Genomic DNA, 13,110 nt, shown 5'->3' on the forward strand with positions numbered 1-13,110 from the left:
TTTAAATTTCTTATTTCCAGTATTGATAGGCAAAAGGTTTAGACTAAAAATGTGATTTTAGGACAAAAAAATGGTCGAAAATGCCAAAGACTTTTACATAGGTTTTTTGGACGCATGCAACTGTCATTCAAAGTATAAATTCAACAAGATACAGATATCAAGAAAGAAAGGATGCAAAATATGAATGCTCCAGTAAAAGTTCAAGAAGAATTAGTCGCCATGGCTGCAAAGTCAAAGCTACAATTGGATCGTAAACGCTATTTATGGATGTTGGGCCCAGCTTTACCCGTTATTGGCATTGGTATTTTAGCGGGTTATCAGTTTTCTCCACGTCCCCTCAAAAAAATCTTTGCTTTGGGTGGCCCAATTGTATTACATGTGATCATTCCTTCTATTGATACCATGATTGGGAAAGATGCCAATAACCCAACTAATGATGATATTAAACTGCTTGAAAATGATCCATATTATTCCAAATTAGTAAAAAGTTTTATTCCTTTACAATATGCTGCAAACGTTTATGCCTGTTATATTGCCAGCCGTAAACAGACTTCTTTTATCGATAAGATTTTATTGGGCGTCTCCATGGGTGCGATTAACGGTATTGCAATTAATACCGCGCATGAATTAAGCCATAAATCTGATCGAATAGATCATATTTTATCTCACTTGGCGCTTGTGCCAACAGGATATAATCATTTTCGCGTTGAACACCCTTATGGACACCATAAACGCGCTGCGACCCCTGAAGATCCAGCGTCTTCACAAATGGGCGAGACTTTTTATGAGTTTTGGCCTCGTACAGTAATCGGATCTTTTAAATCTGCGATTGAAATAGAAACTGCACGCTTAAAGCGTAAGGGCAAAGAGTTTTGGTCGAAAGACAATGAACTATTACAAGGCTGGGCAATGAGTGCAACGTTTCATGCGTCTATGGTCAAATTATTTGGAAAGGGGGTCATTCCTTATTTAGCCACTCAAGCTTTTTATGGCATTAGTTTATTTGAAATTATTAATTATATTGAACATTATGGGTTGTTACGCCAGAAAAAAGCGGATGGCAGTTACGAACGAACCATGCCAGAGCATAGCTGGAACAACAATAATATTGTGACTAATTTATTCTTGTATCAACTACAACGTCATTCAGATCATCATGCCTATCCAACCCGCCCATTTCAGGCATTGCGTCATTTTGACGAAGCGCCAGAGTTACCAAGTGGTTATGCCAGTATGTTGCTTCCTGCCATGATTCCACCACTTTGGTTTAAGATGATGGATAAACGTGTTCTGAATCACTATAAAGGCGATTTAAATAAAGCCAACATTTATCCAAAACGTCGCGCAAAACTGTTTGCCAAGTTCGGTTTGGTGGATAAATCATTGCAAACTGAAACAAACTAAAACCGTTAATTTTTCTTAATTTTAATTTCCTTTGAACAGCCCTAACTTAGTTAGGGCTTTTTTTATAGGCTTAGATTCGTAGTTAAAGCGTTTTAAGCATCCAGATTTCACAGGCATGACTATGACCTGTTTGACCGCGAGGTTGAGTTAAGTGTTGAAAACCTAATTGTTCATATAATCCGATAGCTTCTTTGAGTGTCGCTGTCGTTTCAAGATAACAGGCAGTAAAATTTTGGGCTTTGGCAAAATCAAAGCATTGCTGTAAAAGCCTCTTCGCAAAGCCTTTTCCACGCAAAACAGGTAAGAAATACATTTTTTGGATTTCGAGTAATGTCGCATCACCCAATAGGGGTGAAATGCCGCCACCGCCCAGTACATTTTGATTTTGGTCTACAATGACCCAATATTGGCTATTGGGTTGGTTATAAACTTTAGAAAGTTGATCCAAAATGGGGTCCGAAACGGCAAAGCCGGCATCTGTTGCCAGCCCATATTCTTTGGAAACTTCACGTATAATGCGGGCAATGTCAGAATTATCCTGAGCTTGAATCTGGCGTATAGAATACATGGATACATTGAAATAAAATAAAAGTGGGATCGAATCTAGCCCAAATTCAGATCCCACTCAAGTTGATTAATTCCCAATAAATCCTAGTTCAATATCATTTCAATTCACTTGATGATTTACCTAATTCACGGCGAGCGATGATGAGCTGTTGGATTTGTTGTGTTCCTTCAAAAATATCTAGAATTTTTGAATCACGTGCCCATTTTTCCAATAATTCATCTTCGCTGTAACCTACGCTTGCTGCTAATTCGACACATTTTAGGGTAATTTCGTTACCAATGCGTCCTGCTTTTGCTTTGGCAATAGATGCTTCCTTAGAGTTCGGCTTTTTATTATCTGCCATCCATGTTGCTTTTAAGGTAAGCAAGCGCGCAGCCTCCCATTCAGCTTCCATACGATAAATTTGAGCTGCAAGGTTTGAGGTTTGTAGATACGGGGTTGCATAGTCCGCTTCGAGTTTATCTTTAAAGATTTCCTTAATGCGTTCCAACGAAGCCTTCGCACAACCAACGGCCATTGCTGCAACTAATGGACGGGTATTGTCAAAGGTTTCCATCACGCCTGCAAAGCCTTTGGCTACGTCGACCTCAGCATTGCCCAGAAGATTAGCCGCAGGAACACGACAGTCAACAAAACTGATCGCAGCTGTATCAGAGGCTTTAATCCCTAACTTATGTTCCAAACGTTCAACTTTCATGCCGGGCGTACCTTTGGGGACTACAAAGGATTTGATTGCTGCACGACCTAATTTGCGATCCAGTGTAGCCCAAACAACCACTGAGTCAGCACGTTCACCTGAAGTTACAAAGATTTTTTCACCATTGAGGATGTAGTCGTCACCCTCTTTGGTCGCGGTAGTTCGAATTGCAGCTGAATCAGAACCACAACCCGGTTCTGTGATTGCCATAGCAGCCCATGTGTTTTTAAAACGATCAAGCTGTTCATCATTGGCAACGGCTGCGATTGCTGAGTTTCCTAACCCCTGACGTGGCATACTTAACAATAAGCCTGTATCGCCATAACACATTTCAATAATGCCAAGTGCTGTAGACATATTGGTGCCGTTTTTTACACCTTCATTTTGCTGTTCACCGCGTTTTCCTGCACCTGTTGCGCCAGCATTGATGCCTTCACCCCCTTCATTCATGCCATCGATCAGTGAAGCAAGCATATCCAGTTCTTTGGGATAAGCATGTTCCGCTTTATCGTATTTACGGGAAATCGGACGTAGAACATTTCTTGCAACTTCGTGTGCCTGATCTACCAACATCTTAAATTTTTTTGGATTTTGTAAATTCATTTTATTTTTCTCCAGTTAAGCATGCAGGCCAGAATGTAATATCGCTGTTGCGCGCAAATCGCGATACCAGCGCTCGACGGGATGTTCTTTGGTAAAACCATGCCCACCTAAGATTTGTACCCCATCTGTCCCGATTTTCATGGACTTTTCCGCACAAAGTAAACGAGCCAGATAGACTTCACGATGGAATGGCTTGCCTGTTTCAGCCAAACTAGCTGCATTTAGAATCAACATTCGCATAGCATCAATTTCAATCGCCATGTCCGCAATCATGAACGCTACACTTTGACGATGAGAAATAGGTTCCCCAAAAGCAGTACGTTCGTTGGCATATGTAATGCAATATGCTTTAACAGCTTCACACGTACCTACAGCCATCGCACACCACATCAGATTTCCCAGATCTATAAATGTACTGTAGTCAAACTCGTGATCGCCTAAGCGTATAGCAGGGGTTTTATTAAAAATTAAAGTGACGGTTTCTGTTGCTTTGAGTCCCATTGCTGAAGCATTTTTTAATTGAATGCTGTCTTCACGTTCAACCACGAAAAGATCAGCTTGACCATTTAAATCTGCGCTCACAAGAAGTAAATCTGCCGTTTCACCTAAAATTACAAGGGTCTTTTCACCTGTAATATAAAACTGATCATTTTCATGAGTGGCTTTGGTTTTGAGTTTAAATGGATTAAAGGCGGGAGTATTTTCCTGTACGGCAAAGGTGGCTTTGATATTACTATCTTCAGCAAAAGCAGTCAGATACTTTGATTGTACCTCCGTGGATCCCCAGCGTGTAAGCGCATTAATAACGCTAAATGTACTCAGCAAGCCTGCGGTTAGGCTAAAATCACCTTTTGCGAGATATTCAGCAATCAGGATATTACTGACAATATTTTGTTCTGCAGCAACACCCCCTAATGCTTCTGGCAGCGCATAGTAGTTTAGTCCCAAATCTTCAATGTATTGCCATAACTCTTCTGGAAATTTATGATCATGATCAGCTTGATGTGCAAGTGGAGCCAAAACCTCTTGTGCAAATTGAGACATTGCCTCGACCGTCATTTGCTGTTCTTCAGTCAGGCTAAGATCGAATAGATTTTTCTGTTGGCTAGGTAAGCGTTGACGATCAATATTTTGAGGTTTAAATGCTTTTTGGGTATGCGTAAGCGCCTTAAATCCAGTTTTTGAACCTTGATACAGTGATTTTTCGACAAATTTGCGTAGCTTTAATTGATCGAGTAGATCGCTGGAAGCCATTTTTGTAAGTAATGAAAGTCCAAAACCCTGGGCTTTATTCACCATATTGGTCATTGTGCTGCATCCTTCGCAGTTTAGTTATTGTTTTTATGCTGACATGCCTCAAATCAAAAAACCATGTCAGTGTTGACAGTGATATTTCAGGCAGATAAATGGAGAATTAAAAGGACATAATAAGGCTAATAGAATGAATTTTATATAAAAATTATAAACAAGCAAAGGGCAGTAAAGTGATAAATTGACTAGGCTGACAAATTCATAGCCTAGTCAGTGAACATTGCGGGCGGTTTTAAGCATATTCACGGATCATATGCCGAACATTGGTTCGTGCATCAATCACAGTCATAAACGTATAGGCACCGATAAATTTGCGACTAATAAACATAAACTCTTTGGGCGGAACTGAAAAAAAACGAGAAGCCATTGATTTACTGGCTTGCTGCATCACGCGACTATGCAGTTGGCTTTTTTTCCAGTTATAACGTTCATGTTCATCCATAAGACCTTCAGGCATTTCTGGATTATTTTCAGGGCAGCTAAACGCTTCTGTCGCCAGTAAAAATACTTTGGCCATATCTGGTTTAATGCTTTGTGGAATCGAATCAAAAAACTCATATCCAGTCATGGCTTTCACCATGGCATCAGCATCATGTTGATAGCCAGCTTTGATTAAATTGCGGGCGACATTCAGTAGATGATCATCAAATTGTCGGATTGCACCAAAGTCAAGTAAGACAATTTTATCTTTGATCTCATTGCCATCACCTAGACGTACCAGATAATTACCAAAGTTTGGATCGGTCTGCATTTCACCCCATTCAAAAATTTCACGAACAGCGATTTCAAGTGAAGCTTCACCGAGCAGATTACGGCGCTCTTGAGGAAGTGAGAGCATAACGGGGCTGTTAATGGGCACACCACGTTCAAAGGTCATGCATAAAATTTTGTCGGTACAATAAGTATCGATAATATGTGGAACTACGTAACGCGGATCACTTTTAAGGCGTTCAGCAAAACGGCGTGTGGTGGCTGCCTCAATATCGTAACTAACTTCACGATGCATCATTTCACGAACTTCTTCAAACCATTGATCAAATTCACGGGTTTGAGGCACCATACGAGTAAGCTTGAGCATATTTTTAAATAAGCTCATATCTGAATCAATCGCTTCAGCAACACCCGGGTATTGAATTTTTAAGACCAGTTCTAAGCCATCTGATTTACGAGTCGCGCGGTGTACTTGAGCAAGTGAAGCTGTACCAATGGGTTCATGGTCAATAGTAAGGTCATGAATTTTATCACCTAGTTGCTCTTGCAAATGTTCTTTTATCGCAGGCCACGCGAGGGCAACAGTTTGATTATTTAGTGTATTTAACGCTTGAGTAATTTCGTCAGGTAAAAAATGTTCGCCATAAAGAGCCATCATTTGCCCAATTTTGACGATAGAACCTTTTAGCTTACCGATTTCTGAAACCAGATAATTTGCCTGTTCAGCCATCGCTTTTTTACGTTTTTTCTCTTTTTCTTCTTCACTTGAGAAAAGAGAAGATGCGTTTGCCGTTGCCCAGCGAGTACCCGCCAGCAATGAGGCTTTAGCGATAGATAAGCGTCGATCCATAGAAGATGTTTTTAGATTCTTGAGCTTATCGTTCTGATCAGACATATAAAATCCTTGCTAAAGTCATGCACAGTCAATGATTATCATAGTAGCGAATATTACATGCTATGACCGTATTAAAACAGTTAGAGAGAAAGAATGTTTATCCGAAACATCAGAAAAGTACAAAAAATGTTCATTTATATAGCGAAGAGAACAATATATTCTCAAAATTAATGCAGACGATGATCTGATTTAGGGTTAAATTCAGCCAAAAAATTGTCGTAAGAGTCCTCAATAAATTTAAGGTTGTTATTGGCGAAATTGAATTTTAAATAGTTGTCGCGTCTTAAGTTGTTCAACATGACTCAAAATATGCTGATCAATCATAGTCTGAACGGTTTTATGCATAAAACCTAGCGCATAACCTTTAACAATAATAATGCTGGGCAGCGTGAAGAAAAAATATTTAGCATCTTCTAATGTGGCATTTTCAAAAATCCCATACTCATTCAGAGTGTTACAAAAAAATTGTTTCTCCGCGATGACATGACTGGAATCAATATCATTCCAGTAGTTTTCACGCATTGCTAAAAGATTATTGTGTTTATAACTCATTGACTCAAACTATATGACAAAGTAAAAAGGAAGGGGGAGAAATCACGTATAAAAGCGACTTTCATTAGAAATTTAGTTTAAAGCAATTTCATGAAAGTACAAATTTAAAGCGATAAAAATTGTTATTGAATAGTGAAAAGTTCTCCACATTTTCTTTTTTTTGCTATATTAATGACCATAAAAGGGGATGGCATTCCCCCTTATACAAACCGTCATAATGACTAATGATGCCTACGAACTTCTGATAGATCAGAGGGCGTAGGTGCTTACTCTGATTTTCAAAATTGGAGTAAATAATGAAAATAATATTTATCTTTATTGCTAAAAAAAGTGTTCCTATACGGGGCTTTAAAATATTTCATCCTTTGCATTTATGACGCTTATTCAAAAAAGAGCAGACTTTTAACTTTAAAAAAAGAGCGAGAAAAAATGCAAGGATATCAAATTACTTTCTATTCCCAATTAAGCGTGACTCAGGAGGGCATCCCGATTCATCGCTGGTTATTGGATGTCGCAAAAAAAATGAATTTGCGTGGTGCTACCGTGGTTAATGGTCGTGAAGGGCTGGATCATCGTGGTAAGTTTCATTCAGCAGGTTTTTTTGAAATGGTGGATCAGCCGGTTTTGATTCAGTTTATATTAACGGCACAAGAGTCTGAGCAATTATTTGCTTATCTAAAAGAAATTGAGCTTGAATTATTTTATGTGAAGCTTAATGTGGAGTTTGGCGTAATCGGGTCGGGAGAATAAAATGAGCTTTAAAAATGTAAGGGCAGGGATTAATCCTCCTGATGATTTTTATACCATCATTGAAATTGCTAAAGATAGCTTGCCGATTAAATATGAAGTCAATAAAGAGTTTGATGCATTATTTGTAGATCGGTTTTTGTTTACCGCCATGAGCTATCCTGAGAATTATGGTTATATTCCGCAAACATTAAGTGATGATGGTGATCCATTGGATGTACTGGTTTTTGCGCCTTATCCAGTAGTAAGTGGTAGTGTTATTCGCAGTCGTCCAGTGGGCATTATGTATATGGAAGATGAACACGGCATTGATGCGAAAATTATTGCTGTGCCGCATAGTAAACTTAGTTCTTTATATGAAGGGGTTCAGAGTCTGGACGATTTACCATCTTCGAGTCTAGCGCGTATTCAGCATTTCTTTGAACATTACAAAGACATTGAACCTGAGAAATGGGTTAAATTTAGAGGCTGGGGTGACTTGGCTGAGGCACAGGAAGAAATCAGAAAATCCGTCGCGGCTTATGAGCCCCATGAAGATATTTAAGACATTCTATATTTGATAAAACAGGAGCTGCTTGGGCAGCCCTTGTTCTTTTTTTTAAAATTCAATTAGATAAAATAAAATATTAAATGACGCGCTATTCTTTTTATAATACACAATAGTTAAATAGTGATGAGCATAAATAAGTGAATGATCAGCTAAATTCTGAGCTGGAACTCAGTGACAGCGAAATGCATTTATATAGTCGTCAGATTCTTCTGGATGGTTGGGATATAGACGCTCAGGAACGGTTGAAGCTGGCAAATGTTTTGATTATCGGTGCAGGTGGAATAGGTTGTACGAGTGCAGAATTATTGGCTCGTGCAGGTGTTGGGAAACTCACTATAATTGATGCAGACATTATTGAAGTGAGTAATCTACAGCGACAAATAGCGTTTACACCTGACGATATTGGACAGTATAAAGCAGAAGTTCTAGCAAAACGGCTGATGCAAATCAATCCCTACATTCATATTGAATATTTAACTGTTCGGCTAGATCCCACGAATGTAGACCAGTTGATTCAACAGCAGGATCTGGTTTTAGACGGATGTGATAATTTCACTACACGTTATTTAGCCAATGCTGCCTGCAAAAAGCATTCTGTTCCATTAATTAGTGCTTCCGCCATTGGCTTTCAGGGGCAGTTATTTATGGTAGATGCAGAGTCGGCTTGCTACGAATGCCTATTTCCTAAAGAACAACATAGCGATGAGGGATTACGTTGTGCTGAATCAGGCGTACTTGCAACGACTCCTGTCATGATAGCGTCATTACAAGCGCATCACACTTTGCTGTTTTTAGGATTAAATTTGACGCCTTTAAAAAACAAGCTCTTGCTTTGGGATGGTTTAACTCTTAAACAACGTATTCTTCATTTTGAAAAAGATACAAATTGTCCAATTTGTCAGGCAAGTTTATCGGTAAACTAAATGAAGTTTGATACACTGCCTCGATAAACTAAATCACATTGAATGATATGAAAAAAAATATTCTGTTTGACGGGCTACGTTCCGTTGCGCGTATTGGTGAAACTGCTGTGGTGGCAGCCAAAGCGGGCATTAAATATGCGACTGAAAAGCCAAGTAATGCCAAGCTTATGCGTGAAACTTTTGAATCTCTGGGCTCGACTTATATTAAATTAGGTCAATTCATTGCTAGCACTCCTTCACTTTTTCCACGTGAATATGTGGAGGAATTTCAGGGCTGTCTAGATCAGACACCTACTTTGCCATTTAGCTATATTCAGGACGTGCTGGCAACTGAGTTTGCAGGTCGTGACCTGAGTGAAATTTTTGCTTCGATTGATGAAACACCATTAGCATCAGCTTCGATTGCACAGGTGCATGCTGCTAAATTGACCACGGGTGAAAATGTGGTGATTAAAGTACAAAAACCTGGTGTCGAAACCATTTTATATACCGACTTGAACGTGGTGCATTGGGCCACGAAAATGCTGGAAAAAGCGATTCCGAAGGTGAAATTTGCTTCACTTTCAGAAATTGTTGATGAAATTAAAACCAGAATGGTACGTGAAGTAGATTTTATTGAAGAAGCGCAAAATTTAGATGATTTTGTGGAATATCTTCAAATCACGAATAATCAGGCGGCGACTGCACCGAAAGTTTATCATCAATTTTCAACACGCCGTGTATTGACGATGGAACGTTTATATGGCGTGTCTTTAACTGATTTTGATGTAGTAAAAAAATATTCCAAAGACCCGTCACAGGTATTAATTACCGCGATGAATACGTGGTTTGGCAGTTTGATGCTTTGCAAGAGTTTTCATGCAGATTTACATGCGGGTAACCTCATGTTGCTTGAAGATGGTCGTATTGGTTTCATTGATTTTGGTATTGTTGGGCAACTTAATCCTCAAGTCTGGACAGCTTGTTTAGCCTTTATGGATGCTTTACAAAAAACCGATTACACTGCAATGGCTGAAAATATGCTGAAAATGGGCATGACTCATACCAAAATTGATACTAATGTTTTGGCACGTGATCTTGAACGTTTATTTAGTGGCGTGTTATTGGCAGACCCACAAGAAATTTTGACCTCTAAGCCGTCTGATTTAAACGATATTATGTTAGATATGGTGGCAGTTGGGGAACGTCATGGAATTAAATTTCCGCGTGATTTTGCCTTATTGTTTAAACAAATGCTGTATTTTGATCGTTTTATGCGCGTCCTAGCACCTTATACCGATATTTATGCAGACCAGCGTTTGAAAATGGTTCAAACTATAGAGCCACAATCGTTGTTTAAACATTAATTTTGAGTTGGATTATCATGGATGCCATTGTTATTGAAGGTTTAAAGGTCAATACTGTAATTGGCTGTTTTAGCTGGGAACGGCAAATTATTCAACCTTTAATGCTTGATTTAAACATCCATGTTGATTTAAACAAAGCAGCACTCTCAGATGAGCTGGAGGATACCTTAAACTATGCCCAGATCTGTGAGCTTGCTGCAAAAACCATTCAAAAAGCACAACCAAAACTGATTGAGCATGCGGCTCAGCTCGTTTTAACGGTGCTTTTTGATACCTTTCCAGCGATTGTATCTATTCGTATTACCATTCGTAAGCCTGCCATTATTGCAGAAGCCAATTCTGTAGGAATTCGCCTTGAACGCCAACGAAACGATTTTCGCCCTAGCACTGGCGAGTAATCTTAATCCAGAACAACATTTTCAAACCGCCTATCAAACTATTCGATCATGGGGCGAAGTGCAGTTTTCGCATGTCTATCAAATTCCTTGCCGCGATGGAGTCGGAGCAGACTACTGGAATTCAGCCTGTTTATTAAAATCTCTCAAAACTAAATCACAGATTGAAGTAGCCTTGAAGCAACTAGAGGCAGAATCGGCACGTATTCGTCCATCGCATCATATTTCTCTGGATATTGATTTGATCGCATTTGGGACAGATTTAAACAAAATGCAATTTAATCCGAAAAAGTTACCACTGGCCTTAGATGTTAAAATTCCACTTTATGAGCTTTGGCCTGATCCCGCGTTTCAGGTTCTAGACTATTATTTTCCTAAATTTAATTTTCATCTGCCAACAAAAGCTAATTTGTAATTAATTGGTATGGCGTTATGGCGAAATCATTTTAACTTTTTGCCTTTTTAAAAAATTTACGCAAAATTTATGCCGCTCAAATTCTCTGCAATGGAGAGTTTACGGACATTATACGCATACTTGACTTCGGGAAATCCGTTTCATTTTTAGGAATGCAATAATGTCTAGCGTTAATTCCGGTAGCATTTTAAGGCCTGCATTCGCAGGGCAAGATCATATAAGTCTTCAAACATTTTTCAAATTTCAGTTGGAAAATTTCCTGCTGCAACAGGAGATTTTATCATGTTAGAACTTATTATATTAATTGGGGTTGTAATTGCTTTGGCTTGGCCGCTAGGAAAATATCTGGCTCAGGTTATGACATATCAACCGATGAAATCTGATGTACTGTTCAGTTGGATCGAAAAACCTATTTATAAGATTTTAGGCATACAGCCTTATCAGCAAATGAATCTACGACATTATGTCAGTGCTTTTCTTATAAGCTGTTCAGTATTGTTTGTTTTATCCATGTCCATTTTTATGACGCAGGCTGGGCTGCCGCTTAATCCAGATCATGCGCCGAATATGAGTTGGGATTTGGCATTGCATACGAGTATTTCATTTTTAACCAATACCAATCAGCAACATTATTCTGGTCAGGCGCAGTTATCTTATTTCTCGCAAATGACGGCGATTGTTGGGCTTCAAGTGATCACCCCTATTATGGGACTGGCTTTGGCGGTAGCCACACTGCGGGCTTTTTTTCTTCAAGAAAAACGTAATGAAAATCTAACTTCAAATTCTATTCAATTGGGCAATTACTGGGCAGATATGGTTCGTCCGACTGTTCGTTTTTTAATGCCATTATGTCTGATTTGGTCATTATTGTTGAACTGGCAAGGTGTACCCGCCACGTTTCAGGGTGGCCCAGAAGTACAAGTACTGGATCATTCTGTAGAAAAACAAATACAAAAAATACCACTCGGTCCTGTGGCGCCTATGGTGGCAATTAAACAGTTAGGTAGCAATGGCGGTGGCTGGTATGGGCCAAATAGTAGTGTGCCGCTGGAAAACCCAACGCCATTTTCAAATTTTTTGGAAATGCTGGCGATTTTGTTGATTCCAGTTTCCCTGATTTTTATGGTGGGATATTTCACAAAACGTCGACGCTTGGCTGTGTTTGTATTTGGAACCATGTTACTGATGTCTGTAATTTCTGCTACGGCAGCCATCTGGTCAGAAAGTTTATCTGCAACTGCTCATCAAATCACCTTAATGGAAGGCAAAGAACAACGCTTTGGTGCAGCGTCATCTGCACTTTGGGCAGCGCTAACCACGCAGGTGAATAATGGTTCTGTCAATATGATGCATGATTCCTCTGCGCCATTAACAGGCTTGATTGCCTTGAGCAATATGTTAATCAATGCCATTTGGGGGGGAATTGGCTGTGGTTTGCAGCAGTTCATGGTGTATCTCTTATTGACGGTTTTTATCGCGGGATTGATGACAGGGCGGACACCTGAGTTATTTGGACGAAAAATTGAAGCTGCGGAAATCAAGTTATTAGCAATACTTATTTTGTTGCAACCAATGGTGATTTTAATATTTACGGCCATCACGCTGACCAATCTTGCGATATCAGGTATCAGTAATGTCGGCGCACACGGCATTAGTCAGGTGTTTTATGAATACGTTTCAGCTTTTGCCAATAATGGTTCTGGCTTTGAGGGCTTAGGGGATAATACGATCTGGTGGAATTTGAGTTGTAGCATAGTTTTATTGCTGGGACGCTTTCCTGCTTTGATCATTCCATTGATGATTGCAGTTCGATTGGCACAAAAACGTCAGGCACCAGAAACTTCAGGCAGTCTAAAAGTTGAAACACCCACATTTTCACTGACCTTAATCGCTATCGTGATCACCTTAACCTTGTTGCAATTTATGCCGATTTTAGTCCTTGGGCCAATTGCTGACTATCTCAGTATGCAGTTAGGCTAAGGAGGAATACATT

The 13,110-nt window shown here is 39.4% G+C and carries 13 protein-coding genes and 1 riboswitch; of the genes, 8 read left to right on the forward strand and 5 right to left on the reverse strand.

What is annotated here, in order from left to right; all coding sequences use genetic code 11:
* Positions 1-180: 180 nt before the first annotated feature.
* A complete protein-coding gene (locus IAE20_RS07080) occupies positions 181-1,404 on the forward strand; it encodes an alkane 1-monooxygenase (RefSeq protein WP_200481944.1) in 1,224 nt (407 codons plus the stop codon).
* A gap of 82 nt (positions 1,405-1,486) precedes the next feature.
* On the opposite strand, the gene IAE20_RS07085 is transcribed toward IAE20_RS07080, so the two are convergent.
* The 5 genes from IAE20_RS07085 to IAE20_RS07105 form a co-directional block, all read right to left on the reverse strand.
* Positions 1,487-1,972 carry a GNAT family N-acetyltransferase gene (locus IAE20_RS07085; protein ID WP_200460284.1) on the reverse strand — a complete coding sequence of 162 codons (486 nt, stop codon included), beginning with the start codon at positions 1,970-1,972 and terminating at the stop codon, positions 1,487-1,489.
* Positions 1,973-2,066: 94 nt separating this feature from the next.
* Positions 2,067-3,272, reverse strand: a complete 1,206-nt coding sequence (locus tag IAE20_RS07090; protein WP_200481943.1) for an acyl-CoA dehydrogenase family protein — start codon at positions 3,270-3,272, stop codon at positions 2,067-2,069.
* A 15-nt stretch (positions 3,273-3,287) separates the two neighbouring features.
* The gene (locus IAE20_RS07095; RefSeq protein WP_200460285.1) at positions 3,288-4,571 is read right to left on the reverse strand and encodes an acyl-CoA dehydrogenase family protein; all 1,284 of its coding nucleotides are present in this window, start codon (positions 4,569-4,571) and stop codon (positions 3,288-3,290) included.
* Between the two features lie 244 nt (positions 4,572-4,815).
* A complete protein-coding gene (locus tag IAE20_RS07100) occupies positions 4,816-6,189 on the reverse strand; it encodes an ABC1 kinase family protein (protein WP_200460122.1) in 1,374 nt (457 codons plus the stop codon).
* Between the two features lie 246 nt (positions 6,190-6,435).
* Positions 6,436-6,741 (reverse strand): hypothetical protein, encoded by a 306-nt coding sequence (locus tag IAE20_RS07105; RefSeq protein WP_200460123.1) that lies wholly within the window; start codon positions 6,739-6,741, stop codon positions 6,436-6,438.
* Positions 6,742-6,915: 174 nt separating this feature from the next.
* Positions 6,916-6,982: riboswitch (Fluoride riboswitch) on the forward strand.
* Positions 6,983-7,170: 188 nt separating this feature from the next.
* Here IAE20_RS07105 and IAE20_RS07110 point away from each other — a divergent pair.
* From IAE20_RS07110 to kdpA, 7 genes are all read left to right on the forward strand, one after another.
* Entirely contained in the window at positions 7,171-7,491 is a 321-nt protein-coding gene (locus IAE20_RS07110; protein WP_200481942.1) for a DUF190 domain-containing protein, read from the forward strand.
* A 1-nt stretch (position 7,492) separates the two neighbouring features.
* A complete protein-coding gene (gene ppa / locus IAE20_RS07115) occupies positions 7,493-8,032 on the forward strand; it encodes an inorganic diphosphatase (RefSeq protein WP_200481941.1) in 540 nt (179 codons plus the stop codon).
* A 188-nt stretch (positions 8,033-8,220) separates the two neighbouring features.
* Positions 8,221-8,961 (forward strand): HesA/MoeB/ThiF family protein, encoded by a 741-nt coding sequence (locus IAE20_RS07120; protein WP_200460286.1) that lies wholly within the window; start codon positions 8,221-8,223, stop codon positions 8,959-8,961.
* Between the two features lie 47 nt (positions 8,962-9,008).
* On the forward strand, positions 9,009-10,307 hold the full coding sequence (locus IAE20_RS07125) for an ABC1 kinase family protein (protein ID WP_200481940.1): 1,299 nt from the start codon (positions 9,009-9,011) through the stop codon (positions 10,305-10,307).
* A gap of 17 nt (positions 10,308-10,324) precedes the next feature.
* Entirely contained in the window at positions 10,325-10,705 is a 381-nt protein-coding gene (gene folB, locus IAE20_RS07130) for a dihydroneopterin aldolase (protein ID WP_200460127.1), read from the forward strand.
* The gene (locus IAE20_RS07135; protein WP_200481939.1) at positions 10,662-11,117 is read left to right on the forward strand and encodes a 2-amino-4-hydroxy-6-hydroxymethyldihydropteridine diphosphokinase; all 456 of its coding nucleotides are present in this window, start codon (positions 10,662-10,664) and stop codon (positions 11,115-11,117) included. Before folB ends, IAE20_RS07135 begins: the two co-directional genes overlap by 44 nt.
* A gap of 282 nt (positions 11,118-11,399) precedes the next feature.
* Positions 11,400-13,097, forward strand: a complete 1,698-nt coding sequence (kdpA, locus tag IAE20_RS07140; RefSeq protein ID WP_200481938.1) for a potassium-transporting ATPase subunit KdpA — start codon at positions 11,400-11,402, stop codon at positions 13,095-13,097.
* Positions 13,098-13,110 lie beyond the last annotated feature (13 nt).

The organism is Acinetobacter sp. S54, from assembly GCF_016624945.1.
In the GTDB taxonomy this organism is placed as follows: domain Bacteria; phylum Pseudomonadota; class Gammaproteobacteria; order Pseudomonadales; family Moraxellaceae; genus Acinetobacter.